Raw genomic sequence first — 23,874 nt, forward strand, 5'->3', positions numbered from 1 at the left:
GCGTCCGTGCGCCGGTGGCGGCCGGGCCGCACCGTGCGAATGGATGAATCTGCGAGGGCTTCCGGCGCATTGGCGGGCACCCGGCCCGCGATGCGCAGGGAGCGCGGTCTTCAGTCGACCTTGAGGCGGCCGTCCCGCGTGGCCTGCGTGGCCAGCGCGTATTCGGCGTCGAGGATCCGCGCGAATTCCTGCGGCGTGCTCGAGAGCGCGACGCTGCCGAGTTCGCGTGCGCTCGCCACGGTCTGCGGGTCCTTCACGGCCTGCGCGAGCGCCGCGGCCAGCTTGTCCTGGATGTCCTTCGGTGTTCCCGCTGGTGCGAGCACGCCCACGTAAGTGGTGCCGTCGATGTCGCCGAACCCGAGCTCCGCGACCGTCTGGACCCCGGGAAGGGAAGGGTCCTGCACCGGACCCAGGACCGCCAACGCCTGCAGCGCGCCGCCCTTGATGTGCTGCAGCGAGCTGGTGACCTGGTCGAAATGCACGTCGACCTGGCCACCGATGACGTCCACCAGCGCGGGTCCGGAGCCCTTGTAGCTGACCGTCGTGAACTTCGCCTTCAGCAGGCTCTCGAGTTGGAGCAGCGCCAGGTGGTTGGGCGTGCCGGGCCCGGAGTGCGCCGCCGTGACCTTGCCGTCGCCGGAGCGCGCATAGGCGGCGAACTCCTTGAAGTTCTTGAAGCGGGTCTCGTTTTTGCGCGCCAGCAGCACCATGGAACTCTTGTTGACCAGCCCCAGCGGCGCGAAGCTTGCACGGCTGTAGCTGGTCTTGACCATCTCCGGCACCGTGACGATGACGCCGGCCCCGCACAGCAGCAGCGTGTAGCCGTCGGCCGGCGAGCGCGAGACCTGCATCGCGCCGATCGAGCCGCCGGCGCCTGCGCGGTTGTCCACGATCACCGATTGGCCCAGCACCTTGCCAAGGGCGACGGCGACGGTGCGCGCCACGATGTCCGTGTTGCCGCCCGGCGCGAAGGGCACCACGAGCGTGATCGGCTTGGCCGGAAAGCCCTGTGCCCACGCGGCCGGCAGTAGCGTGGTTCCCAAGGCTGCAGCGGCGCCCATGCCGAGGATCTGCCGACGCTGGATTCTCATGTTCATGTCTCCTGTCTTTCTTGTTTGCGGGGCCCGCTTCAGGCGTCGAAGCGCAGGACGTCTTCCATCGCGGCCTCGATCTTCCTGCGCTGCTCCTCGCCGGTGGCCGGCATCGGCGCGCGCGGCAGGCCGGCTTCGCAGCCCTGCAGCGTGATCGAGGTCTTGATGTTGGCAGGCAGGTTGTCGCCGACCAGCGCGTTCCAGAATGCCAGCATCGACTTGTGCATTTCCAGCGCCTTGACGTGGTCGCCGGCCTGGACCGTGTTCCACAGGTTCACGCAGACGCCGGGCAGGGCCGCGGGTGTGGCGGCGATGGTGCCGTGGGCGCCGAGCGCGAACGACGAGTACAGCAGGGCATCGACGGCGGAGAACACCTTGCAGCCGCCGGGAACGCCGAGCAGCAGGTCGGCCATGAGCTTGAGGTCGCCCTGGCTTTGCTTGATGCCCTGCACGCCCGGCAGCTCCTTCATCAGGCGGATCATCTGGGCCGGGTTCAGGTAGTTCCAAGGCACCACGTTGTAGATCACCACCGGCGTGTCGACCGCCTCAGTCAGGGCCTTGAAGTGGTTGTGGGTGGCCTGCTCGTCCGGTTTGAAGAGATAGTGCACGGGCGTGACCTGCAGGGCGGCGACCGGCAGATGCGCGATCGCCTTGGCGCGGTTGATCGCGTCGCGGGTGCTGTTGGAGATGATGCCGGCCACGATCGGCACCTGGCCTGCCACTTCGGCGGCGGTGATTTCCATGACGCGCTTGAACTCGTCGACGGTGAAGGTGTGGCCTTCGCCGGTGCTGCCGCCGGGGCATACGCCGTGGACCTTCTTGTCGAGATTGAAGCGGATGACCTTGCGGTAGGCCGCCTCGTCGATGCTGCCGTCGGCGGTGAAAGGAGTGACGAGAGGAGGGATGACGCCGGTGAGATCGAGACCCATGGAACTGCTCCGTTCGGAATGCTGTGATTGAAGACGCGACCGCTGTCGCGCTGGTATCGAACTATACGCTGACTAACATGTTAGAGAAATGTCAGTGTTAACCCTAGATCGTTGACAATGTGCTCGACGGCATGCAAGCCGCTTACGATGACCCCATGAACATTCCCGCCGCAGCCTCGTCCGAGCCCACCACGAAGCCCTCGCCCCCAGGTGGCGAGGGCGAGCCGGTGAATCAGCGCAGCCGCGCCTACGAGGGGTTCCGCCAGCAGATCATCGATGCGCGGATCCGACCCGGGCAGTTCGTTTCCCAGCGCGAGCTGATGGAGCTGTTGGAGATGCCGCTGGCGGCCGTTCGCGAGCTGGTGCCGCGGCTGGAGGCTGCCGGTCTGATCAAGACGGTGCCCAAGCGCGGATTGCAGATCGCCTCGGTCGACATGAAGCTGATCCGCAACGCATGGCAGGTGCGCGCCATGGTCGAGCGCGAGGCGGTGATCAACTTCGCCCGCGTGGCCAGCCCCAAAACGCTGGCCAAGCTGATCGAGAGCCATGAAGCCATCCTCGAGCGCGCCTTGCAGCCCCAGCCCGACGCGACGCTGGAGCGCGACGCGCAGGCCGTCGACTGGGGCCTGCACGATCTCATGGTCGACACGATCGGCAACGAGATCCTCTCGGAGATCTACCGCGTCAACAGCCTGCACGTCCGGCTGATCCGTTACGACGCTGATTCGATGAGGCCCGTTCAGGTCGTGCCCGCAATGCGCGAGCACCTGGAGTTCCTGCATGCGCTTGCGTCGCGGGACCTCGACGCAGCGCTCGCCCACATGATTTCGCACATCGAACAGTCCAAGCACAGGGTGCTCGCGGGCATGCTGCTCGCAGGGCAGGAGCCGTCGTACCGTTTCCAGACCTCGGGGGCGAACGGCCTGCGTCCTTAAGTCGCCGGTGCCCATGCATCGGCATGCAAGGCAGTTTGGACAAATGCCGACGGCGCCAGGGGGTGGATGAAAACTTGGACTGGTTTATGCCGCAAGTCCAAGACTCACCCGGAATTCGATGGGGCTGACAGAGCCAAGAGCGATCTTGATCCGCTTCTCGTTGTACCAGCGGACGTACGAGTCGAGCGCCTCAATGAATTGCTCAATGGTGGCGTTCTTCCGGTCTTGAGGATAGAACAGCTCGTTCCTGAGCCGACCGAAGAAGCCTTCGGAAGCTGCGTTGTCAGGGGAGCATGCCTTGCGAAACATCGAGCGGGAGAACTTCGCGTCGCTCATTCTTGATAGCCTGCCCGGCTAGCGGTAGTGGTCTCCTCGGCTGGAGTGGACCACGGGCCGATCGGCTGTGTCCGCTACCGTCTCGATGGCCGCATCCAGCATCGTGTCGACCAACTCGGCATCCGGACTGGTCCAAAGGGTCCAGCTGACGATCATTCCATCGAAGCAGTCGATGGTGGGCGAGAGCTGCAAGTCCCGCCCAGCGTCCCCCTCCCTAGCGCACGCCGATGTCGATGCGCTCGGCGAGGAAATCGATGGTCCGCGTGTTGGTGTCCAGCAGCAGATCCATCGCCGGATACCGGCCCTGGAACCGATCGATGCGCGGCAGCAGCCACTTCGCTGGGAATGCCGAACTGACCGTCACGGTGAGCGTGAGATTCGGCGACGCGTCTTCCAGCTGCGCAATGCCCAGGCCCAGGCGGTCGAGCCCTCGCGAATGTCGGGCAGCGCGCGCGGGGCTGCATCGGTGAGCACCAGGCGGGCGGTGCCGCTGGCCGCCCTGATGAAGAGCGGCGCACCCGGCCACGACTCGAGGCTGCGTACCAACTGGCCGACCGCCGCCGGCGTGACGCTGAGCTCTTCGGCGGCCGCCGAAAAGCTCTGGTGGGGCGCCGCGGCCTCGAAGGCCTTGAGTGCGTTCAGATAGCCAGCCGTTAACCCAGGGCGCGGGATGCCGCCCCTTCGCCCGGGAGCACCATCCATCCTTCGGCGCCGGCGAGAGCGTGTGGCAGCCATCGATCTTCAGGGAGAAAGCCGGGTGGCGGCGGCCAACTTCTTCCACGGAAGATCGGCCGGATCGATGGGAAACATGCCCGGTGCGATCGCGAAAAGAATGTCTTCTTCGGGGCTCTCCACGACACACTCGAAATCCGCGCGGAAGTGGTGCGAGCTCTTGACGACGATGATCTTCATGGTCTCCGGATCGATACCAACCATCCGGAACAGCTCGCGATCCTGAGCGCCGATCCTGGCACTGGCGACGACGACCAGGACGCCATCGACCTCGAGGCATGCGGTGGGACCGAGACGGGTCTGAAAGCCCGTCATCTTCGGGCCCTTGAAGGTGGTGATGCCGTCGGACAGGGCAAGAACCTTGAAGTCGCCGACGACAGGCGGTTCGCTGGGACCCGTGGGCGTTTGCACCGACTCGCCGAGGGTGGATCGGATGGTTTTCCCGACACCCGCGCGGTGCGCGGATGCCGCGGCCTTTGGGTCATAGAGCACGCCCAGCGCCACCCGTTCGGGAAAAGCGCGCCCCGCGCTAGCTTGAAGCAAGGCGTGCAGCACGCCAGTCGTGGAACTCGTTCCACCGACGCCGGGGTTGTCTTGCGTGTCCGCGATGACGATGGCCCGCTGGCTCGACGTCGCCCGGGTCAATGCCGTGTCCACCGTCTCGCGCGCCGATCTGGCGGACAGCCGCCACTGCGAAGGTTCGGCGATCGAATCGACGAGGAGCGTGACGGCCTCCCGCGCGCGCGCTCCATGAGACCACACGACCGGTCCGCATTCCTCGAAGTCCGAGGCCGGAAATCCCATGCAGAAACTGGAGACCGTGCCAAGACGCGCATCGACTTCTTCGATCAGCCTGTAGCACCCCCTGGCCGGCTCGCTTGCCGTGCCCTGAACGTTGATCGAGATGAGGAACGGTAGGCGGCTCGAAGCCTGTGGCTCCCTTCCTCCACCCTGCAGCAATCGGTCGAGCAGCACCGCGGCGCGTTCGCCGGTCTTGACGTAGTCGATATGCGGATAGGTCCGAAAGGCGACCAACCCATCCGCATGGGCCAGCATGGCGCGCGTGACGTTGGCATGGAGATCGAGGCTCGCGACGATCGGCATCGACGGTCCGACGATCGTGCGCAGCCGCGCGAGCAGTTCGCCTTCCGCGTCGTCGCAGCTCTCGGACATGGCCGCCCCGTGCAGTTCGAGATAGATCGCATCGAAATCGAGCTTGCGCGCATCGGCGGTGATGGCTTCGCAGATCTTCTCGAAGGCGTCGTCCGTCACATACGACGACGGAACCGCCCCGCACCACAGGCTTGGAACGAGTTCCCACCCCTTCTTTCTGGCGTAGCTCGCGAAACCGGTGGCGGACACGTCCACCGAGGAAATCATGTCCAGCATCGCCTTGCCCCGAACGGCCTTCGGGAAGGCGTCACCGCGCTCGAACGCCGGCCAATCGGCGCGGTGAGAGGCGAAGCTGTTGGTTTCGTGCTTGAACCCTGCTGACAGTACGCGCATGGCTTTCTTTCAAGTTCCCGATGAGGACGGATGGACCGGGTGGTCCGAAGAGAGGATGAATCCGAGGTCCATGAGGGTCCTTATCGCTGGCCCAGATGGCGATAGAGCTCGGTGTGGTCCGCGGTCGGCCCCAGGCTCCGGGCCGCGGCCCGGGTGATCTCGTCGACCTGTTCCGCCAGGCGCATCGGCATCTCCAGCCGGCGCCCGAGCGATGCCGCGATGGCTACGTCCTTGGCCTGCAAGGCCAGCGAGAACCCCGAGTCGAAGGCACCGTTCAGCATGAACTGGCGCGCCTTGTTCTGTGTGGTGTTGTTCCTGCCTGTCGATGCGTCGAGGACTTCGACCAGGACTTCGCGATCGATGCCGAATGCGGCGGCGACATGGATGGCCTCCGCGGTGGCAATGAGCGCGGCGGCCGACACGTAGTTGTTCAGCGCCTTGGCGGCATGTCCGGCGCCGATCGGGCCCACGTGCGTGATGGCTTCGCCCATTGCCTTCAGCAAGGGCTTCACGCGCGCCAGCACATCGGCTGCTCCTCCGACCATGATCGCGAGCTTGCCGACCGCGGCCTTCTTCACGCCTCCGGAGACCGGTGCGTCGAGCAGATCGACGTGCGCGTCTTTCAGCCTTTCGCCGAGAAGCCGTGTTCGGGCTGGATCGGCGGAACTCATGTCGACCACCGTCGACCCCGGTGCGAGGTGTGGCAGCAACGCCAGGACGACCCGATCGACGATGTCCGAGTCGGGGAGCATCGTGAAGATGCAGGAACATCCGGAGAAATCGCCCGGACCGTCCGCGCGTCGAACGGCGGGATGCGGCGCGAGCAAGGCCTCTTCTCGTACCGGGTTCGCATCCTGGATCGTCAGCGAGCAGCCGGCGGCGAGCAGCCGCTGGGCCATCGGTGTGCCCATCATGCCGAGGCCGATGAATCCGACGCGCGTCATGGCTGCTGCCCCGAGCTTTCCATCTCCTTGAAGACATCGGCGGCGACGCGGAAGGAATCGATCGCGGCCGGAACGCCGCAGTAGATGGCCGCTTGCAGGAAGACCTCCTTGATCTCGCTCCTGCTCAAGCCGTTGTTGATCGCGCCTCGCACATGGAGGCGCAGCTCGTGCGGTCTGTTGAGCGCCGTGATCATCGCGAGGTTGAGAAGCGAACGCGTGCGGCGGTCCAGCCCGGGCCGGTTCCAGACATCGCCCCAGCAGTATTGGGTGACCAGCTCCTGCATGTCGATGTTGAAGTCGGTGGCGTTCTGGAGGGACGTGTCGACATAGTCGGCCCCGAGGACGGCGCGGCGCGTGGCAAGCCCTTGGTCGAAGAGTTCGGGATTTCTGGGTGCGTAGGGACGGGTCATGGTTGGGTCTCGAGTCGAGGTGAAGATGTGGGGCGGTAGCGTGGGCTTGTCAGCGCATGCCGATTCGGGCGCCCCGGAAGAGGGCCTTGTAGCGCGATGGCTGGGAGCGCCAGTACTGGGGCGGTGCGTCGACCTGGGCACCGAGGACGGCCGCCGCGTGCCACGGCCAGTGCGGGTCGTAGAGCACGCCGCGGCCCAGTGCCACCGCATCGGCCTGTCCCTGGGCCACGATGGCCTCGGCCTGTTCGGGCTCGGTGATCAGGCCGACGGCAATGGTCGGCAAGCCCGACTCGGCCCGGATCTTCTCGGCGAACTCGACCTGGTAGCCCGGGGCGGGCGCGATCTTCTGCAAGGGCGACACGCCGCCCGTGGAGACATGAATGGCGGCGCAACCGCGTGCCTTCAGGGCCTGGGCGAATCGAATCGTGGATTCGATGTTCCAGCCGCCATCGACCCAGTCCGTGGCCGAAACGCGAACCCAGACCGGGCGCTCCTCGGGGAACGCGGCGCGCACGGCATCGAAGACTTCGAGCGGGAAGCGCATCCGATTCTCCAGGCTGCCTCCGTACGCATCGGTGCGCTGGTTCGCCAGCGGGGACAGGTACTCATGCAGCAGGTAGCCATGCGCCGCGTGAATCTCGATGCCATCGATGCCGAGACGAGCCGCGCGCCGGGCCGCCGCGACGAAGCCGTCGATCACACGGGCCATGCCCTGGCTGTCCAGCTCGATCGGAGCTTCTTCTTCAGGTCCGTGCGGCAAGGGCGAGGGCGCCACGCCGCGCCAGCCCTCGGGCTCGTTCGACCGAATCTGTTGACCGCCTTGCCAGGGCACCTGGCTCGACGCCTTGCGCCCGCCATGTCCCAGCTGGATGGCAACCTTGACCGGCGAATAGGCGCGCGCCATCTTGAGCACGCGGCCCAGCGCTGCTTCGTTGTCGTCGCAGTAGAGGCCAAGGTCCGCCGGGGTGACGCGGCCCTCCGGCAGCACCGCGGTGGCCTCCAGTATCAGGAGGCCCGCGCCCGCCAGCGCGAGCCGGCCCAGATGCAGGGCATGCCAGTCGCCAGCGCTGCCGTCCCTGGCCGCGTACTGGGCCATGGGCGCGATGACGACCCGGTTGTCCAGATCGACCTGTCCGATCTGCCAAGGAGAAAAAAGATGACTCACGAGAGGGTTCCGTAGGGAAGGGGGAAAAGGGAAAAGAAGGCAAGGCACCCGCCTGTCGCGGCGAGAGGACGCTAGAGCGCGGCGATCCAGTCGGTGATTGCGGCGTTCAAGGCGTCCGGGCGGTCCTGCATGATCCAGTGGCCGACCTCCGGCCAGGTCTCGACCCTGGACCTGGGGTTCGAGAACCACGAGCTCATGCGCGATCCTTGCTCGGGGTCTCGGCAGAGGTGAAAGAACGGCTGGCGGATACCGCGCAGAAAGATTTCGCTCGCATCGCCCGCGCCGACCTGGCCCGCGCCGAAGAAGAGCGGCGCGAACGACTCCCGGATGACATGCGCGGCCATTCCTTGCACGCGTCTGGCGTGCCATCGTCTGAAAGCGGGCGCGGTCGACGGGTGGTAGGCTGTTTCGAATAGCGCAGGCACGACAGTCGCGGGATCTCCAGCCTCCAGTGCTTCGGCGGTCTTCAGGAAGAAGGACGCCGCTTCCGGCGAGAAACCGAGCGCGCCATCGACGGACACCACGGCGGTGACCAGGTCGGGTCTCTTCGCGGCAAGCCGCGCTGCGATCTGCGCGCCCATCGAGTGGCCGATCACCACGAAGGTCTGGCCGGCATGGCGCGTGGCGAGCAAGGATTCCAGGTCGCTCAGGTAGTGGTCGGGACTGTAGCCGCCGGAGGCCGGTACGTCGGACCGGCCGTGTCCCCGCAGGTCCACGGCGACGACCCGATGCCGGGCTTCGAGCGCTGGCAACTGCCAGCTCCAGTCGTGGGAGTCGCAAGTCCATCCATGCAGGAGCAGGATATTCGAGCCTGTGCCGGACTCGGTGCAGAAGAGCCGGGCCACGCCGTGCCGCGCGGGATCGGATTCAACGGTTGTCATTCGGCCTCCGTGGCGGTGTGTTCCAACGCGAAGCGCGCGATCTCGTCATGCCGGGCGAACCACACGCCGCCGGGAAGTGTCCTGGCATGCTTGATGATCTCTTCCACGATCCAGAGCCGGGAACGGTTGGTGATCACGTGCGGGTGCATGGTGAGTTCGAAGAGGCCGCCTTCGGCGTGCGCTCCCTCGAGTTCACGCCTGAAGATGTCGAAGACATCCGAGGGCGGGGTGTACGGACGCAGGCCCTGGAAGCGGTGCATCAGAAAGTAGACCGCGTCGTCGCGCACCCAATCGAACGGCAGCTCGACCAGGCCGGTCGGTTCGCCGTCCATCATGAGTTCGTAGCAATCGTCGTCCGCGGCCATCGACGAGTCGTAGGCGAACCCGAGCTCGCGCAGCAACTGCAGCGTGTTCGGGGAGAAGTCTCCCGACGGCGAGCGGTAGCCCGTCGGTCGAACGCCCGTGATGCCCTCGAGGGCATCGAGCGAGCGCCGAATCAGATCGCGCTCGTCCGGCAAGGCAAGGCCGGAATTGAGTTCGTGAATCCAGCCGTGCACACCGATTTCGTGTCCCGCTTTCACGATGGTTCGCTGCTCGTCCGGATAGAGGAGCGCGCTGACGGCCGGCACATAGAAGCTCGCGGGAACGCCATGCCGTTCGAGCATCGACAGGATGCGCGGCACGCCGACACGATTGCCATACTGGCCCCACGCCAGGCGGTTGACCGACTTGGCGCCGTCGCGCAGTTCGTTGGTCTCGTGGTCGGAATCGAACGCCAGCGCCACGGCGAACCTGGCACCGTCCTTCCATGCGCGGGGGCGAAGGCGCCGGCCGGCGCGCACGCGATTGACGCGGCGGCGCCATTCCTCTTCCGGCCATTGCCATGGCTGCATCTTTTCCTGATCGATTGGCATGTCTGCTTCCTTTGCGTGTGACGCTTCTGGGGGTACACGGAAGGTAGCCAGTCGCACTGGCGATGCTTGGCCATTTGAGGCGGCGAATGTGCGCTTTGGGGCGTGGCGCTTTTTCTTCGCCAACAACGAGCCGATCTCGCTGGCGATGGCGGCGGATGCGGCGTGCGATCGCACGGCGCCGCGGATCGAAGGTTCCCCGGACATGCCCCATTCAGCAAAATCGACGCCCCAAAAGGTCAATCGAAAGCTGGCAAAGCGAGCAATCTCGCTGCTGTCGATCGGCCGATCGGCCGCTTCGATGTCGAGACAAGAGACGGCGACCGCCTTGCAAGAGGCGCTCGTCCCGACCCACCACAAGCATGACCAGATTCATTCTGGCGGAAAGACAAGATGTCCACGCCCCCCTTCATTGCAGTTGCCGCGCCAGGGCATTCGCTTGCCGCGAAAGGGCCCCGCTCCAGGCTGGCGAGGTTCAGAGCAGTGGCCGCGCCGCTGATGGGAAACGTTCTCGAGTGGTATGACTTCGCCGTCTACGCTTTCATCGCGGCATACATCGCCAAGAACTTCTTTCCGACCTCGGCGCCCGCAACGGCGCTGTTGAGTTCGTTCGCGGTGTTTGGCGTCGGCTTTCTGGCACGTCCCCTGGGCAGCCTCGTGATCGGCCGCATCGGCGATGTGCGTGGCCGAAGGAGCGCCTTGCTGCTCACGATGTACCTGATGACGGGAGGCACGCTGCTGCTTGCAATCCTGCCAACCTACGCGACGGCGGGGGTCATCGCCCCGGCCCTGCTCGTGGTCGCGCGCCTGCTGCAAGGCTTCTCGGCCGGCGGAGAGTGGGGTGGATCGGTCAGTTACATCGTCGAATGGTCGCCAGAGCGCCGGCGGGGGCTGTTCGGCAGCCTGCATGTGTTCGGCGTGATCGGCGGGTTCCTGCTGGGGTCGGGCGTGGCTGCGCTCGTCAACTCGGTGCTGAGCGCGCAGGAGATGGCGGATTGGGGCTGGCGAGTGCCTTTCGTCATCGGTTGCCTGATCGGCCCCGTCGCCCTGTGGATGCGGCGCGCAGTGGCCGAAACACCGGCGTTCGAGAAAGCCGTGGCCGAACGCGTGGCGCCCATTCCCATGCTCGAGGACAAGGAGGGCTGCAAGCTGGCGATCAAGGCCGGGGGTGTCTCCGTGCTCTCCAACATCAGCTTCTATGTGATGTTGCTGTACATGCCGACATGGGTCACGACGAACCTGAAGCTGTCCATGGCCGATGCGCTGTGGGCGAACACCGTCGGCCTCGTCTGCGTTTTCGTGCTCACGCCCTGCTTCGGTCTTCTCTCAGACCTGATCGGCAGGAAGAAGGTGCTACTGTTCTCGTGCGCGGCCGTTCTCCTGGTGGCCTACCCGGCCTTCGGCCATCTTCTCGCACTCGAATCGGCGACCTTGAAGGACGTCGTCCTGGTCCAGTGCATTTTTGCGATCATCCTCGCGTCGATCTATGGAGTGCAGCCCACGACCATCGTGGAGATGTTTCCCACGCGCAACCGGACGACCTGGATGAGCATAGGCTACGGGTTGACCGCTTCGGTGTTCGGCGGCTTCGCGCCATTCATCGCGGTGTGGTTGATCCAGACGTTCCAGAACCCGATCGCACCGGTCTACTACCTGATCTTCGGCGCGATACTTTCGGCCCTCTTCACGTTCGCGATCAGGGAAACCGCATTCGAGACGCTGAAGTAGGCACGCACGAGCCTTCTGCCCATGTCCATTGGAGATCGCAGCCCATGAGAGGGAAGCCAGCACCCAGATCGATCCGGAGCGCGACGCTCATCGGTTACTTCGAGGCGGCTCGCGCGGCGGGGCTCGATCCCGAACGGATGCTGTGCCGCGTGGGGTTGGACCCTTCCTGCATGGACGATCTCGAGACGCAGATCTCGCTGGATTCCTTCTGGCGCCTGCTGTCCGAGTCGGCTCGACTGGGGAACTGTCCCGACTTCGGCATGCGCGCCGCCATCGAGCGTGGCGTGCCCAACCTGGGGGCGGTCAGCCTGCTGATGCGCGAGGCGGAAACGGTGGAAGAGGCCATCCATTTCTACACCACGCACCTTGCCTTGCATGCCGATGGAACGCTGATCCAGCTGGACCAGCGATTCCAGTCGCCGCTGATCGTCACGGAGCTCCAGGCCCGGACCAGGGAGGAGTCCTTCCAGGCCACCCAGTTCTGCCTGGTGGGAATCACCATGCAGATTCGATGGCTGATCGGGGAGGCCTTTCAGCCGGACCTGGTGTCCTTTTCGTTCGCCAAGCCTCAAAGAATGCCGACGGTCGAGCGCTTCTTCAAATGCCCGGTCCAGTTCAGGCAGCTCATATCCGGATTGGTGCTTAACCGAAGCGTGTTGCAACGGCGGCCCGTCACATCGGCGCCCTTCCTGCGAAAGCTCGCGCGGCAGCAGCTCGAGCCTCTGATCAAGCGCTCGCCGGGCGGATTCTCGACGCGGGTCGAGCGCCTGCTGCGGACCCTGCTCGACGATGGGAACTACGATTCGCAGTCCGTGGCGGACTACTTCCAGATCGATCGCCGGACCTTGAGCCGCAGGCTGGCGAACGATGGGGAGACGTTCTCCGGCATCCTGCAACGCATCCGGATGGAAGTCGCCTGCCGCGCCCTGGCCGGCTCCGATTCACCGCTGTCGATGATCGCGGACGAGACCGGCTTCGAGAGCCTCAGCACTTTCAGCCGCTGGTTCCAGCAGTCCTTCGGCTGTACCGCATCCCGGTGGCGGGCGTGCAACGCCGCGGGCGATGCCTAGGAGTCTGCGGGGCAGGAGCCGCATCGGCTGCAACGCGCGCGAAAATGGTCCATCGCGGCGCTCGGCCGTCGGCAGCAGGGCGCCGTCGGCGCTGCCCATGAATTCGAAGAGCGAGAAACTGCGCAGGTTCACCAGCAGCACGCCGAACAGCGCAAAGCCACGCAGGGCCTCGATGAGTTCGAGCCGATGAGTGGCGGCGGGGATCAACCTTGCCTTGGGCGCGATCGACCATGTTTGCGATGGTGAGAGAGGTGGCATGACAAGTCCGGGGGGTATCGATGGGTGGCGGAGTCTGCGAAGCGACGGAGAGGACCACAGCCGCTTGGCCTTTACGCAGGTGCATCCCGACGAGACCGAGTTCAGCGCCGAAGCATTCCTGCGGGCCGCGGTGGGCTACTTCGCAAGCATGGGTGTGCAGATCCAGCGGGTGTTGACCGACAACGGCATGTCGTTTCGCTCTGGGCTGTTCGCCGAAGCGTGCCTCGAGCTGGGCATCGGGCAGAAGTTCACCAGGGCGTGTCGCCCGCAGACCAACGGCAAGGCCGAGCGCTTCATCCAGTCGGCTCTGCGCGAGTGGGCCTACGGGCACGCCTACGCGAACTCAGCCCAGCGCTGCGAGGCCCTGCCTGTGTGGAACCACTTCTATAACTGGCACCGGCCGCACCACGGCATCAACCTCGCCGTGCCCGTCTCACGTCTCTCGATGTCTCGAAAGAACCTCTTGACACTTCACAGCTAGTGAAGGCAGACCTTCTGGAGATGTTGGTTCTGGTCAACCTATAGAAGCCGGTTGAGCGCGGCGCGCGACCGGGCGTTGTTGTTGATCGGTGTTGCAGGCGCGTTGCGATGACATCCAGCCGCCGCATCTTCATCCTGACCCTCTCCCCGACGGGCGCTGCCGCCTGCGCCTCCGATGCGTTCGCGCAGGCCCAGCTCAACGAGAAAGAGCCGCAAGCCGTGGCGCTCGGCTATGTCGCAGATTCGGCCAGGGCCGATACGAAGAAATCCCGAAGCACGACAACGCCCAGCTGTGCAACGGCTGCGCACTGTGGCAATCGAAGCCGACCGACCCGCAGGGTAACTGCGCGCTGTTCTCCGGCAAGCAGGTCAACGCCAGGGGGTGGTGCAGCGCCTGGGCGAAGAAGGCCTGAGTGCCGGGCCGCCGGCAGCCCGGCATTCAAAGACCCAGTGCGACCCCGTTACCGCGAGGGTCGTGCGCGCCCGCCAGGCTACCGTCGGCTTCGAAGCGGATCACGCCGGGCAGCCCTGCCAGTGGGCTGTGCGCGGCGATGGGCGCGACCTCGTGGCCGCGCGCGATCAACGATGCCATCACCTCGGGCCCCACGTCCTGCTCCAGCTTCAGGCTGTCGCGGCTGTCGGAGAAGGTCCGTCCGAGCAAAAAGCGCGGCCTTGCCAGTGCCTGCGCGGGGTCCAGGCCGAAGTCGATCAGCCGGGTGAGCAGCGCCACCAGGGTCTGCGGCTGCCCGTCCGCGCCCTGCGTGCCCAGCAGCAGCTCGGGCCGACCGTCGCGCATGAAGGCGACGGGGTTCAGCGTATGGAAGGGCCGCTTGCCGCCGCGCAGCCCGTTGGGATGGCTCCCATCGTGGTGGAAGGCCGCGCCGCGGTTGTGCCACAGCACACCGGTGTCGCCGGCCACGACACCGCTGCCCCAGTCGTAGTAGATGCTCTGGAGCACGCCCGCACCGCGGCCGGAGGCGTCCGCGGCCGCGAAGAACACGGTGTCGCCGTGGCGGAATCGCTGGGGCCAGGGCATCGCCCGTGCGCCGGCTTGCGCCCGCGCAGCCTGCTGTTGGATGTAGGCGGGGTCGAGCAGCCGCTGCACGGGCACCTCGGTGAAATCGGGGTCGGCCAGGAAGCGGTCGCGGTCGACAAAGGCCAGCTTGATCGCCTCGACCATCCGGTGGAAGTGCTCGGCGCTGCCTTCGGCGATGCCGGAGAAATCCTGCTCGCCGAGGATGCCCATGGCTTCCAGCGTGGCGAAGCCCTGCGTCGGCGGCGGCAGGCTCAGCAGCGTGCCGCCGCGGTAGGGCACGGCCAGCGGCGTCACTTCCCGAGCGCGGGTGCCGCGCATGTCGTCCAGCGTGAGCGGCGAACCCGCGGCCTGCAGGCCGGCCGCGAGGCGGTGCGCGACTTCGCCTTCGTAGAACTCGCGCGGGCCCTGCGCCGCGAGCCGCGACAGCGTGTGCGCCAGCCCGGGCTGGCGCTGATGCGAAGGCCCGACGGGAAACGCCGCGTCGAAGCCGTGCCAGTGCTGCGCCTCCGCAGCCCGCATCTCGTGCCAGAAGCGCTGCGAGGCCGACACGGCGAAGCCCTCCTGCGCATGCTCGATCGCGCGAGACAGCAGCGACGCCCAGCGCTGGCGGCCCTGCCAGTTGCGCGCCGAGATGTCGAAGGCCCGGGCCCAGCTGTCCACCGCCGCGGCCGTGGTCAATGCCGACGCGCCGCCGCGCAGCGGGACTGGCCCCGACAGCGGCGGGAGCGCTGCGGCGGCCTGCCCGACGCCGGAGATGCCGCGCACGGGCGCACCGGGCTGCGTGATGAGCCAGAAACCGTCGCCTCCGAGCCCGGTGAAGTGCGGGCACACGACGCACAGCACGGCCGCCATGGCGATGGCGGCCTCGATGGCATTGCCGCCATCGGCCAGCACCTCCAGGCCCGCCGCACTGGCCAGCGGATGGGGGCTCGTCACCATGCCTCGCCGGGAGGTGGCCGAAGCAGGTGCGGCGGGATGGTGTGTGGGCTCAGCAGACATGGAAGCAGTCATGCGGAAATTCGTTCAGGGCGCCTGCGTCAGGAAGGCCGCCACCATCTGGCGGGTCATCTTCTGGTGCGCCTTCTGCCAGGCCGCGGCCTGCAGGTCCTTGTTGAAGATGCGTGACAGCGTGAACGCATGGGCGCGGCCGTAGTACGACAGGCTCACCATCGCCACGTACAGGTGCAGCGCATCGATGCCACTGCGCACGACGCCCGCCGCCACCCCGCGCACCAGCAGGCGGCGGATCAGCGCGATCACCGGCGACGACATCTCCGGGATCCGGTTCGAGCGCGCGAGATGCCGCGCCTCGTTGAGGTTCTCGAAGGCCAGCAGCTTGCGCAGCCGCGGGTGCGTCGCGAAGTGGTGGTCCACGAAATCGGCGATGTGCAGCAGGCCGGTCAGCGGCTCCTCGGCTTCCGGGTCCAGTCGGAGTTCTTCGTGCCGCAGGTCGGCCATCACCGCCTCGAGCACGGCGACGTACAGGTCGTCCTTGCTCCCGAAGTAGTGGTACAGCATGCGGATGTTCGTGCCGGCGAGCCGTGCGATGCGTTCGGTGCGCGCGCCGCTGTAGCCCTCGTTCGAGAACTCGTCGATCGCCGCTTCCAGGAGCTTCGCGCGCGTGAGTGTGGCGTCGCGCCGCGCGATCGTCTCCTGGGCCGGCGCCCGCCGTGGGGAAAGTTTGCTCATCGTGTGGATGGGAATGCAGGCGCTAGTGTCGCGGCAAGTTCGAGCAGCCGTTCGTCATTGCCCCTGGCCGAGATGAAGGATGCGCAAGGCGGCAGGCCCTCGGCAGCCGGCAGCGGAAACACCACCTGCGGCAGCCCCGCATGGCCGGCCACCGCGCCGAGCGCCAGTGCGCGCTCGTAGAAGGCGCCGCGCTGAGCCGCATCGGCACGGCGCGACAGCGCGAGGCAGGGTGCGGCGGGGATCAGCCACGCCTCGTCGGGGCCCATCCTCTGCGCCAGCCGCGCGACGGCCTGCGCGCGCCAGTCGCTCCAGCGCGTTCCCTGCGCGGCATCGAGCGCCAGCGCCGCCTCGAAGCGCGGCGCGATGGCGGCGCCGAAGCGCGGCCGCTGTCGCCGGATCCACGGGCCGACGTGGGCCTGGATCTCCAGGCCCTGGAGCAGGGCATAGGCTTCGAACCAGTCTCGCCAGTCGCTGCCGCCATAGGCGCTGCGCTCGCTGTCGATGCGCATCAGGCGGGCCCACGCGGCCAGCGGCTCGCGCACCGCGGGCTCCGCCAGCGCCAGCGCGTCCGTGGCCACGCACAGGCGCAGGGGCGGCGAGGGCCGGTTGCTGCCGATGCGGGCTTCGGTGCCGAGCAGCGCATGCCCGGCGCGGCGCAGCAGCTCGGCATCGCGGGCGAACCACCCCACCGTGTCGTAGCTCGGTGCGAAGGGCAGGACCCCGTCGAGCGGGATCCGGCCGTGCGTGGGCCGCATCGCGGCGAGCCCGCAGAACGCCGCCGGTACGCGCACCGAGCCGCCCGTGTCGGTGCCCAGCGCCAGGTCGACCTCCGCCCATGCGACCGCGGCGGCGCTGCCGCTGGACGACCCACCGGGCAGCCGATCGGGGTCGCGCGGATGGCGCGGCGCGCCATAGTGGGCGTTCTCGCCCTCCAGGCTGAAGGCGAGTTCGTCGCTGATCGTCTTGCCGACAACCCGCGCGCCTGCGCCGCGCAGCGTGGCCACGCAGGGGGCGTCGTGCACGGCCGGCGGGTGGCTGGTGGCCCAGTCCGGGTTACCGCCGCCCGTGACGGCGCCTGCGATATCGATGAGGTCCTTCACGCCCAGGCGCACCCCATTCAGCGCGCCAACGCCGGTGGCGGGCCGCTCGCAGCGGGGGCCGGGCATCCAGCCGCCCGAGCCGTGCGCTGTCTCCGTGTGCATCAGGCGGGCAGCGCCGTGAGCACGGCGGCCGAGTCGGTCACGAAGCCGAAGCACTTCTTGACGTTCCAGATCGTCGCCTCGGTGCAGAAGTCCGGCGAGCTCGTGGCGCAGCAGTCGCTCAGCATCACGCAGCCGTAGCCCAGGAAGTTGGCGTCGGTGAGCGTGTGCAGCACGCACTGGTCGGTGTTGCAGCCCGCGAAGAGGATGCTGCGCACCCCGAGGTTGCGCAGGATGCTGTCCAGCGGCGTGTCCCAGAAGCCGCTGATGCGGTGCTTGTCGACCAGAAAGTCGCCTTCGTGCGGTGCGAGCTCGTCCACGATGGCCGCGGCCCACGAGTCCTTCTGCAGCACGTGGCCCTTGCCGCCGGGCAGCGGGTCGCCCAGGCCGACGCCCGTGCCGCTGTTCTTGTACAGGTGGATCTGGTTGGGCGGCATGTTGGCCAGGTCCGGGCGGTTGCCCCAGTTGACCCAGACGACCGGCACGCCGGCGCGGCGCAGCCCGGGCAGCAGCTTCTGCAGCGGGGCGATCGGCGTGCGGTCCGCCGCATAGTTGCCGCCGATGTGGTCGACCCATCCGCCCTCGGTGCAGAAGTCGTTCTGCAGGTCGATGATGACGATGGCCGTGCGGCGCAGGTCGAGCACCACGTTCTGCGGCTGCGCCTGCACCCGAGCGCGCAGCGGCGCGGGCGGCTCCACGGACATATCGACCTCGCGCTCGCTGGCGACCCAGTAGTACTGCTGGCCCAGGCCCAGGGCGCCGTCGGGCCGGGCATCGGGAAGATAGGGGTGGCGTTTCATCAAAGGCTCCGGTGGTGTGCGGGCGAAGGGCGCATCGCCGCAGGCTGGTGCATTCGTTGCGGTCGCCGCACCGATATGCGGCAAAAAGTCGGCGAATTCACTGGCACTGTTATTGCGATGCGTTGTCGGTAAGTAATTGATTAGTTACTTAACCCCTACAACTAGCGAAAGGCATGCCATGCAGATTCCGTCTCTCTCCCGCCGCGCCGCCGTCCTCGCAGGCGTCAGCGCCTTCACCGCCCTCGTGCTGAGCCTGCCGGCCTCGGCCGCCGATCCGATCGCGGTCGGCATCCTCATTCCCGGGTCCAAGTCGGACAAGGGATGGATGGAGTCCGGCTACGACGGGCTCGTGGCCGCACAGAAGGAGTACGGCGCCAGGATCAAGGTGCAGATGATCGAGAACATCAACTACGCCGACATGGAGCAGGCGCTGACCAACCTGGCCAGCAAGAACGCGCTCGTGATCGGCGTCGGCGGCCAGACCCAGGCCGCCGTGCTCAAGGTGGCCAAGCGCTTCCCCAAGACGCACTTCTCGATCGTCGGCGGCAACAAGGCCGAGGAGACGGCCAACGTGGCCGGCTACGACGTCAAGCAGGCCGAGATCGCCTTCGTCGCGGGCGCCGCCGCCGCGATGCTCTCGAAGAACGGGGCCGTGAGCTACGTGGGCGGCATGGAGATCCCTTCCATCGTCAACGCTGGCAAGGAGTTCGGCAACGGCGCCAGGTACATCAAACCCGGCATCAAGTACTTCGAGAACTACACCGGCGACTTCGACAACGTGGCCAAGGCCAAGGAAGCCACGCTGGCGGCCATCGCGCAGGGCGCCGACGTGCACTATCACATCCTGAACCTCGGCCTGCGCGGCATGGAGCAGGCGGCCAAGGAGAAGGGCACGAAGATCATCGGCAGCTACACCAGCCGCTGCGGCACCGATCCGCTCTATCCCGCCTACAGCATCACCGGCGTTGGCTATCAGGTGCAGTACGCCATCAAGGAGGCCGTCGGCGGTACCTGGAAGGCCGGCTACAAGCCCTTCGGACTGGCCATGGGGCCGAACGCATCGGACATGGTCATCTGCGGGGCGACCGACGAACAGAAGGCCAAGCTCGAGCAGATCAAGAAGGACATCCTGTCCGGCAAGATCAAGGTGCTGGAGGGCTGATGCGCGAGCGCCACGCCATCGGCCTGGGTGACGGCATCAGCGACGGCGGCCCGGGGGTCGCCGCAACGCCGGCCGCCGCGCCGCTGCTGAAGCTGGAGGGGCTGTCCAAGCGCTTCGGCGCGCTGCAGGCGCTGCAGGACGTATCGCTGGCGCTCCATCCCGGCGAAGTCCACTGTTTGCTGGGCGAGAACGGCGCCGGCAAGTCCACGCTGTGCAATCTCGTCTTCGGCGTGCACGCCGCGGACGCGGGCCAGATGACGCTGGCCGGTGGGGCGTTTCGCCCGCGCTCGCCGGCGGATGCTCTTTCGCACGGCATCGCGATGGTCCACCAGCACTTCAGCCTCGTGCCCGACATGACGGTGCTCGACAACCTGCTGCTCGGCCAGGTGCGCGGCGTGCTCGACCGCAAGGCCGGCGCGGCGCGTATCGCCGCGATGCGGGAGCGCTACGGGCTCGCGCTCGATCCGCATGCGAAGGTGCAGGACCTGTCGGTGGGCGAGCGCCAGCGCGTGGAAATCGTGAAGTGCCTGGTGCGCGAGCCGCGCCTGCTGGTGCTCGACGAACCGACCGCCGTGTTGCTGCCGCAGGAGATCGAGGCATTGCTCTCGGTGTGTACGCGCGTGGCGCAGCAGGGCTGCGGCGTCGTGCTGGTCACCCACAAGCTGGCCGAGATCCAGCGTGTTGCGCGGCGTGCGACCGTCCTGCGCGGCGGCCGCGTGGTGGCGCGCTCGGACGCGCCCGCACAGGACATCGACGCGCTGGTGCGCGCGATGATCCAGCGCGACCTGCAGGCGCCTGCCGCCACGCCGGTACGGGGGTCTCGTGCATTCCGGCCGGCACCGGGCAGCCCGGCGCGCGAGGCGGCGCTGCTGGCCGACGGCCTCTCCGTGCGCGACGTCGATGGCGTGGTGCGCCTGGACAACTTTACCCTGCTGGTGGAGCCGGGCGAGATCGTGGCCATCGCCGGCGTCGAGGGCAATGGCCAGGGCGAGCTGGGCGCGGTGCTTTCGGGAATGCTGCGTCCCACCGAGGGGCGCTATTTCGTCTGCGGCGAGGACATGACGCGCGCCACGCCGCGCCAGCTCAGCGCTGCGGGCTGCGGCGTGGTGCCCGAAGACCGGCATGCGCTGGCCTGCGTGACAGGCATGAACGTCGCAGAGAACATCATGCTCGACCGCCTGGACCGGTTCCGGCGCTTCGGCCTCCTCGACCGCGCGGCCATGCGCCGCGAGGCGCTCGACCTCATGCAGCGCTACGACGTGCGCGCTGCCAGCCCCGACGTGCCGTTCGGAGGCCTTTCGGGCGGCAACCAGCAGAAGGCGGTGCTCGCGCGCGAGCTCACGCTCGAGGGCCTGCGCTTTCTGCTGGCGGCGCAGCCCACGCGCGGCCTGGATGTCGGCGCGGTCGAGGCCATCTACGGCCACATCCGGGCCGCCGCGGACCGCGGGGTCGGCGTGCTGCTCATCTCGTCGGAGCTCGACGAACTGCTGAGCGTCGCCGACCGCGTGCTGGTGCTCTACCGGGGCCGGGTGATGGGCACATGCCCTACGGCGGGCGCGGACCGCGCGCGCATCGGTGCCTGGATGGCCGGGCACCGTGACAAGAAAGATGTTGCAGAGGAGGTCGCCCCATGAGCGGTCCTGTACTTGCTTGGTCGCGGCTCAGGCCGACCCCTGCGCTGCAGGTCTCGGCAGCCGCCGTGCTGCTGGCCTTTGGCGTCGGTGCCTTGCTGATCGCCGCGCTCGGCGTGCCCGTGGGCGATGCGGTCGCCGCGTTCGCGGACGGCGCCTGGGGCTCGTCCTATGCGCTGGCTGCCTCGATCAACCGTGCGCTGGTGCTCATGCTGGTCGGCCTGGGTTTCATCCTGGCCGAGCGCGCAAACCTCACGAACGTGGGCGGAGAAGGGCAGATTGCCGTTGGCGGCATCACGGCCACGGCGCTCGCGCTGTGGCCACCAGTGGCGCAGCTGCCGTGGGGGCTGGCCTTCATCGTTCCGATGCTCGGCGCCTGCGCGGCGGGCGCGTTCTGGGGCGGCATCGCCGGCGTCCTGCGCGTCAAGATGGGCACCAACGAGGTCATCGCGACCTTGCTGCTTTCCTTCATCGCCATCTGGATGGTGTACGGCAGCGTGCAGTCCGAGCACCTGCTGCGCCGGCCGATGACGAGCAGCGCGACGCTGCCCGAGTCGCTGGAGATTCCGGTGGCGACCCAGCTGCCGCTACTCACCGGCGATGCGGGTACGCCGCTGCACGTCGGCCTGCTGATCGGGGTGGTGCTGGCGGTGGCGGTGGCGCTGCTGCTCAACCGCACGGTGACGGGACTGCAGCTGCGCGCGACCGGCCTGAACCCGCGCGCGGCTCGCCGCGCCGGCATGCCCATCGACCGCCTCGCCATCGGCGCGCTCTGCGCAGCCGGCGCCTTCGGCGGACTTGCCGGCGCCTTCATGCTGCAGGGCGAGCAGTACACGCTTAAGGCCGGTTTCTCGTCGGGCTACGGCTTCGACGGCCTGGTGGTGGGCCTGCTCGCACGCGGCAGCGCGAGCGGCGTGGTTGCGGGCTCGCTGCTCTTCGGCTTCCTGCGTTCGGGCGGGATCAACATGGAAATGGTGGCGCAAGTGCCCACCGCCCTGGTCGTGGTGATCCAGGGTCTCATCATCGTGACGCTCGCCGGGGCAGCCATCGGTATCCAGCGCATGGAGGCGCGACGCAAATGATCGATCCCGAACTGGCCGCCGTCTTCGTCGGCTCGAGCATCCGGCTCGCCGCGCCGCTGCTGCTCGCCGCCACCGGCGAGCTCGTGAGCGAACGGGCCGGCGTGCTCAACATGAGCGTGGAGGGCCTCATGCTGGCCGGCGCCTTCGCAGGCGCCACCGCCTCGTGGGCCACCGGCTCGCCGTTGCTCGGCCTGCTCTGCGGCGTGCTGTGCGTGCTGCCCATCGCGTGGCTGCAGGCCTTTCTGAGCATCACGCTGCGCGCCAACCAGATCGTTACCGGCATCGGCATCAACATCCTGGTGCTCGGCGCGACCACCCTGGCTTACCGGGCGATCTTCGGCAGCCGCTCGCGCGCCGAGATCCCGGGCCTGGACAAGTGGGCGCCACCCGGGCTGTCGGAGATCCCGCACCTGGGCGAGCAGGTCTTCCGGCAGGCATGGCTGCTCTATGCCGCCATCGTGCTGATCGTGTTGGTGGGCTGGGTGATGCGCGCCACTGCGCTCGGCCTGGCGATCCATGCCGCGGGCACGTCGCCGCAGGCGGCGAGCCATTCGGGGTTGAAGGTGAGCCGCATCCGCTATGGCGCCGTGCTGTTCACCGGCTTCATGTCCGCGCTGGCGGGCTGCTTCCTGTCGATCGGTGACATCCACACCTTCACGGAAGGCATGACCGGCGGCGCCGGCTACCTGGCGATCGCGGCGGTGATCTTCGGCAACTGGCGCCTCGGCCGGACCGTGATGGCCTGCTGTCTCTTCGGAGCCGCCACTGCGCTGCAGTTCCAGCTTCCTGCGATGGGCATCGAGGTGCCCAGCGCCCTGCTGATCGCCTTGCCTTACGTGCTCGCGCTGCTGGCGGTGGGCGGGCTGGTTGGTCGACAGGTCGCGCCCGCAGCGCTCACGAAGCCGTTGCCCGCGCAGGGCTGAAGCGCAGATGCCGAGGAGGCGGCCCTGCGCGCGAGGCCGCCGGCCTCAGTCGCGATCCTCGTAGTAGCGGCGGTACTGCTCGCGCTCCCACTGGCGGCGGCGCCATTCGCGACGCTCGGCACGGCGCTCTTCCCAGCGTTCGGCGCGACGTTCCTCCCAGCGCGCGGCCGGGTCGTAGTAGGCGGGCGGCGGAACGGAGTAGACCGGCCGCGGAGCCTGGTAGTAGGCCGGCGCCGGATAGGTATAGACGGGGGCCGGCTCGCTCACGACCACGCCGGGGACGTTGATGCCGACGGACCAGCTGGTGCCGGCGTTGGCCGTTGAGGCGACGGTCAGGGCGCCGGCGGCAACAAGGCCTGCGGCGGCAAGCTTGAAGACGGCTCGCGAGAGAATCATTTTTTCAACTCCAGAGGGCGGGAATCGCCCTGATGCGCTTCCAACGGACGGCGACCCAATACTGCGCACATCGCGACGGTGAAGAACGTTCCCAAATGTCACTGCGCCGCGAGGCCCTGCTGCGGTGTTTGCGATCCTTCGCGCAAGTCTGGGCAACCATTGCCGTTCACCTCCCACTCACTTGTGAGCAAACGAAAAGCACTTACGGATGAAAGAAGATGCAGTTCAAAGGTGCTGTAGGGCAGCGCGCAGGCCTGCACCTCGCCGGCCTTCAGCGCAGTGAGGGCTTGTGCCACGCCGTTGTAGGGGCGGTGGATCACGTTGAGCGCGGTCCCGGTCTTCATCTCGACCACCAGGCTCTTGAACATCTCGAGCGGGAGGTGGTTCAGCCCGCTGACGCCCGTCGTGCAGAAGCTCAGGCTGTCGGGCCTTTCGTGCGACAGCTTCGCCAGTTCGGGCAGGTCTTGGCCTGAGCGACGTAGCGCGCTCCCACGGCGCTGTTGGCGCCGGGGCGGTTCACCACGACCGCTTTTGGCGTAGGCGCGAGTCCTGAGGGAATCCAAGGCTCGCGCTTCGGTTT

The 23,874-nt window shown here is 67.4% G+C and carries 22 protein-coding genes and 3 pseudogenes; 9 read left to right on the forward strand and 16 right to left on the reverse strand.

Annotated features, from left to right (window positions below; translation table 11 throughout):
- Positions 1–110: 110 nt before the first annotated feature.
- Positions 111–1,091, reverse strand: a complete 981-nt coding sequence (locus ACEN9J_RS38395) for a Bug family tripartite tricarboxylate transporter substrate binding protein (protein ID WP_413765022.1) — start codon at positions 1,089–1,091, stop codon at positions 111–113.
- Positions 1,092–1,129: 38 nt separating this feature from the next.
- On the reverse strand, positions 1,130–2,020 hold the full coding sequence (locus tag ACEN9J_RS38400; protein ID WP_413765023.1) for a dihydrodipicolinate synthase family protein: 891 nt from the start codon (positions 2,018–2,020) through the stop codon (positions 1,130–1,132).
- 155 nt (positions 2,021–2,175) lie between these two features.
- Here ACEN9J_RS38400 and ACEN9J_RS38405 point away from each other — a divergent pair, with 155 nt between their 5' ends.
- Positions 2,176–2,955, forward strand: a complete 780-nt coding sequence (locus ACEN9J_RS38405) for a GntR family transcriptional regulator (protein WP_413765024.1) — start codon at positions 2,176–2,178, stop codon at positions 2,953–2,955.
- Between the two features lie 84 nt (positions 2,956–3,039).
- Here ACEN9J_RS38405 and ACEN9J_RS38410 read toward each other — a convergent pair.
- From ACEN9J_RS38410 to ACEN9J_RS38445, 8 genes and pseudogenes are all read right to left on the reverse strand, one after another.
- Positions 3,040–3,477, reverse strand: a pseudogene (locus ACEN9J_RS38410) (transposase); the annotation flags it as partial.
- Between the two features lie 31 nt (positions 3,478–3,508).
- Positions 3,509–3,993 (reverse strand): annotated as a pseudogene (locus tag ACEN9J_RS38415) (LysR family transcriptional regulator); the annotation flags it as partial.
- A 39-nt stretch (positions 3,994–4,032) separates the two neighbouring features.
- Complete coding sequence (locus ACEN9J_RS38420) at positions 4,033–5,529, reverse strand: M81 family metallopeptidase (protein ID WP_413765025.1); 1,497 nt, start codon at positions 5,527–5,529, stop codon at positions 4,033–4,035.
- A gap of 80 nt (positions 5,530–5,609) precedes the next feature.
- A complete protein-coding gene (locus tag ACEN9J_RS38425; RefSeq protein WP_413765026.1) occupies positions 5,610–6,473 on the reverse strand; it encodes an NAD(P)-dependent oxidoreductase in 864 nt (287 codons plus the stop codon).
- The gene (gene pcaC, locus ACEN9J_RS38430) at positions 6,470–6,883 is read right to left on the reverse strand and encodes a 4-carboxymuconolactone decarboxylase (protein ID WP_413765027.1); all 414 of its coding nucleotides are present in this window, start codon (positions 6,881–6,883) and stop codon (positions 6,470–6,472) included. Before pcaC ends, ACEN9J_RS38425 begins: the two co-directional genes overlap by 4 nt.
- Positions 6,884–6,932: 49 nt before the next feature.
- Positions 6,933–8,048, reverse strand: coding sequence for an NADH:flavin oxidoreductase/NADH oxidase (locus ACEN9J_RS38435; protein ID WP_413765028.1), 1,116 nt, complete (start codon positions 8,046–8,048; stop codon positions 6,933–6,935).
- 71 nt (positions 8,049–8,119) lie between these two features.
- A complete protein-coding gene (locus tag ACEN9J_RS38440) occupies positions 8,120–8,929 on the reverse strand; it encodes an alpha/beta fold hydrolase (RefSeq protein WP_413765029.1) in 810 nt (269 codons plus the stop codon).
- Positions 8,926–10,200 carry a polysaccharide deacetylase family protein gene (locus ACEN9J_RS38445; protein WP_413765030.1) on the reverse strand — a complete coding sequence of 425 codons (1,275 nt, stop codon included), beginning with the start codon at positions 10,198–10,200 and terminating at the stop codon, positions 8,926–8,928. The genes ACEN9J_RS38440 and ACEN9J_RS38445 overlap by 4 nt, the downstream gene beginning before the upstream one ends.
- A gap of 123 nt (positions 10,201–10,323) precedes the next feature.
- On the opposite strand from ACEN9J_RS38445, the gene ACEN9J_RS38450 reads away from it, so the two are divergent.
- The 4 genes and pseudogenes from ACEN9J_RS38450 to ACEN9J_RS38465 all read left to right on the forward strand — a co-directional run bounded on the left by ACEN9J_RS38450 (position 10,324) and on the right by ACEN9J_RS38465 (position 13,789).
- Positions 10,324–11,568, forward strand: a complete 1,245-nt coding sequence (locus ACEN9J_RS38450; protein ID WP_413765031.1) for an MFS transporter — start codon at positions 10,324–10,326, stop codon at positions 11,566–11,568.
- Positions 11,569–11,612: 44 nt separating this feature from the next.
- Complete coding sequence (locus tag ACEN9J_RS38455) at positions 11,613–12,638, forward strand: AraC family transcriptional regulator (protein ID WP_261211695.1); 1,026 nt, start codon at positions 11,613–11,615, stop codon at positions 12,636–12,638.
- 280 nt (positions 12,639–12,918) lie between these two features.
- Positions 12,919–13,377 (forward strand): annotated as a pseudogene (locus tag ACEN9J_RS38460) (integrase core domain-containing protein); the annotation flags it as partial.
- A gap of 88 nt (positions 13,378–13,465) precedes the next feature.
- Positions 13,466–13,789 (forward strand): high-potential iron-sulfur protein, encoded by a 324-nt coding sequence (locus ACEN9J_RS38465; protein ID WP_413765032.1) that lies wholly within the window; start codon positions 13,466–13,468, stop codon positions 13,787–13,789.
- A 26-nt stretch (positions 13,790–13,815) separates the two neighbouring features.
- Here ACEN9J_RS38465 and ACEN9J_RS38470 read toward each other — a convergent pair whose 3' ends face one another.
- The 4 genes from ACEN9J_RS38470 to ACEN9J_RS38485 form a co-directional block, all read right to left on the reverse strand.
- Entirely contained in the window at positions 13,816–15,351 is a 1,536-nt protein-coding gene (locus tag ACEN9J_RS38470; RefSeq protein WP_413765033.1) for a gamma-glutamyltransferase family protein, read from the reverse strand.
- Positions 15,352–15,435: 84 nt separating this feature from the next.
- Positions 15,436–16,101: a TetR/AcrR family transcriptional regulator gene (locus tag ACEN9J_RS38475; protein WP_203208107.1), complete on the reverse strand. Its 666-nt coding sequence runs from the start codon at positions 16,099–16,101 to the stop codon at positions 15,436–15,438.
- Entirely contained in the window at positions 16,098–17,303 is a 1,206-nt protein-coding gene (locus tag ACEN9J_RS38480) for an amidase (RefSeq protein WP_413765034.1), read from the reverse strand. Before ACEN9J_RS38480 ends, ACEN9J_RS38475 begins: the two co-directional genes overlap by 4 nt.
- Complete coding sequence (locus ACEN9J_RS38485; RefSeq protein ID WP_413765035.1) at positions 17,303–18,100, reverse strand: cysteine hydrolase; 798 nt, start codon at positions 18,098–18,100, stop codon at positions 17,303–17,305. The genes ACEN9J_RS38480 and ACEN9J_RS38485 overlap by 1 nt, the downstream gene beginning before the upstream one ends.
- 178 nt (positions 18,101–18,278) lie before the next feature.
- Here ACEN9J_RS38485 and ACEN9J_RS38490 point away from each other — a divergent pair, with 178 nt between their 5' ends.
- Genes ACEN9J_RS38490 through ACEN9J_RS38505 form a run of 4 tightly spaced genes read left to right on the forward strand, consistent with a single transcriptional unit; the run spans position 18,279 to position 22,898 of the window.
- Entirely contained in the window at positions 18,279–19,262 is a 984-nt protein-coding gene (locus tag ACEN9J_RS38490; protein WP_413765036.1) for a BMP family protein, read from the forward strand.
- Entirely contained in the window at positions 19,262–20,896 is a 1,635-nt protein-coding gene (locus ACEN9J_RS38495; RefSeq protein ID WP_413765037.1) for an ABC transporter ATP-binding protein, read from the forward strand. Before ACEN9J_RS38490 ends, ACEN9J_RS38495 begins: the two co-directional genes overlap by 1 nt.
- Positions 20,893–21,975, forward strand: a complete 1,083-nt coding sequence (locus ACEN9J_RS38500; RefSeq protein ID WP_413765038.1) for an ABC transporter permease — start codon at positions 20,893–20,895, stop codon at positions 21,973–21,975. The genes ACEN9J_RS38495 and ACEN9J_RS38500 overlap by 4 nt, the downstream gene beginning before the upstream one ends.
- Positions 21,972–22,898 (forward strand): ABC transporter permease, encoded by a 927-nt coding sequence (locus ACEN9J_RS38505; protein ID WP_296723199.1) that lies wholly within the window; start codon positions 21,972–21,974, stop codon positions 22,896–22,898. The genes ACEN9J_RS38500 and ACEN9J_RS38505 overlap by 4 nt, the downstream gene beginning before the upstream one ends.
- A gap of 45 nt (positions 22,899–22,943) precedes the next feature.
- Here the strand turns inward: ACEN9J_RS38505 and ACEN9J_RS38510 are convergent, their stop codons facing one another.
- The gene (locus ACEN9J_RS38510; RefSeq protein ID WP_296723197.1) at positions 22,944–23,294 is read right to left on the reverse strand and encodes a hypothetical protein; all 351 of its coding nucleotides are present in this window, start codon (positions 23,292–23,294) and stop codon (positions 22,944–22,946) included.
- Positions 23,295–23,392: 98 nt separating this feature from the next.
- Positions 23,393–23,857 (reverse strand): tripartite tricarboxylate transporter substrate-binding protein, encoded by a 465-nt coding sequence (locus ACEN9J_RS38515; protein WP_413765039.1) that lies wholly within the window; start codon positions 23,855–23,857, stop codon positions 23,393–23,395.
- Positions 23,858–23,874: the final 17 nt, after the last annotated feature.

This window comes from Variovorax sp. Varisp41, from assembly GCF_047325085.1.
Classification (GTDB): Bacteria; Pseudomonadota; Gammaproteobacteria; order Burkholderiales; family Burkholderiaceae_C; genus Variovorax.

What these genes read in the sequence shown, in the direction of transcription:
- ACEN9J_RS38395 (WP_413765022.1), bottom strand. Translation starts at nt 1,091, where the DNA reads ATGAGAATCCAGCGTCGGCAGATCCTCGGCATGGGCGCCGCTGCAGCC.
- ACEN9J_RS38400 (WP_413765023.1), bottom strand. Translation starts at nt 2,020, where the DNA reads ATGGGTCTCGATCTCACCGGCGTCATCCCTCCTCTCGTCACTCCTTTC.
- ACEN9J_RS38405 (WP_413765024.1), top strand. Translation starts at nt 2,176, where the DNA reads ATGAACATTCCCGCCGCAGCCTCGTCCGAGCCCACCACGAAGCCCTCG.
- ACEN9J_RS38420 (WP_413765025.1), bottom strand. Translation starts at nt 5,529, where the DNA reads ATGCGCGTACTGTCAGCAGGGTTCAAGCACGAAACCAACAGCTTCGCC.
- ACEN9J_RS38425 (WP_413765026.1), bottom strand. Translation starts at nt 6,473, where the DNA reads ATGACGCGCGTCGGATTCATCGGCCTCGGCATGATGGGCACACCGATG.
- pcaC (WP_413765027.1), bottom strand. Translation starts at nt 6,883, where the DNA reads ATGACCCGTCCCTACGCACCCAGAAATCCCGAACTCTTCGACCAAGGG.
- ACEN9J_RS38440 (WP_413765029.1), bottom strand. Translation starts at nt 8,929, where the DNA reads ATGACAACCGTTGAATCCGATCCCGCGCGGCACGGCGTGGCCCGGCTC.
- ACEN9J_RS38455 (WP_261211695.1), top strand. Translation starts at nt 11,613, where the DNA reads ATGAGAGGGAAGCCAGCACCCAGATCGATCCGGAGCGCGACGCTCATC.
- ACEN9J_RS38470 (WP_413765033.1), bottom strand. Translation starts at nt 15,351, where the DNA reads ATGGTGACGAGCCCCCATCCGCTGGCCAGTGCGGCGGGCCTGGAGGTG.
- ACEN9J_RS38475 (WP_203208107.1), bottom strand. Translation starts at nt 16,101, where the DNA reads ATGAGCAAACTTTCCCCACGGCGGGCGCCGGCCCAGGAGACGATCGCG.
- ACEN9J_RS38480 (WP_413765034.1), bottom strand. Translation starts at nt 17,303, where the DNA reads ATGCACACGGAGACAGCGCACGGCTCGGGCGGCTGGATGCCCGGCCCC.
- ACEN9J_RS38485 (WP_413765035.1), bottom strand. Translation starts at nt 18,100, where the DNA reads ATGAAACGCCACCCCTATCTTCCCGATGCCCGGCCCGACGGCGCCCTG.
- ACEN9J_RS38490 (WP_413765036.1), top strand. Translation starts at nt 18,279, where the DNA reads ATGCAGATTCCGTCTCTCTCCCGCCGCGCCGCCGTCCTCGCAGGCGTC.
- ACEN9J_RS38495 (WP_413765037.1), top strand. Translation starts at nt 19,262, where the DNA reads ATGCGCGAGCGCCACGCCATCGGCCTGGGTGACGGCATCAGCGACGGC.
- ACEN9J_RS38500 (WP_413765038.1), top strand. Translation starts at nt 20,893, where the DNA reads ATGAGCGGTCCTGTACTTGCTTGGTCGCGGCTCAGGCCGACCCCTGCG.
- ACEN9J_RS38505 (WP_296723199.1), top strand. Translation starts at nt 21,972, where the DNA reads ATGATCGATCCCGAACTGGCCGCCGTCTTCGTCGGCTCGAGCATCCGG.
- ACEN9J_RS38510 (WP_296723197.1), bottom strand. Translation starts at nt 23,294, where the DNA reads ATGATTCTCTCGCGAGCCGTCTTCAAGCTTGCCGCCGCAGGCCTTGTT.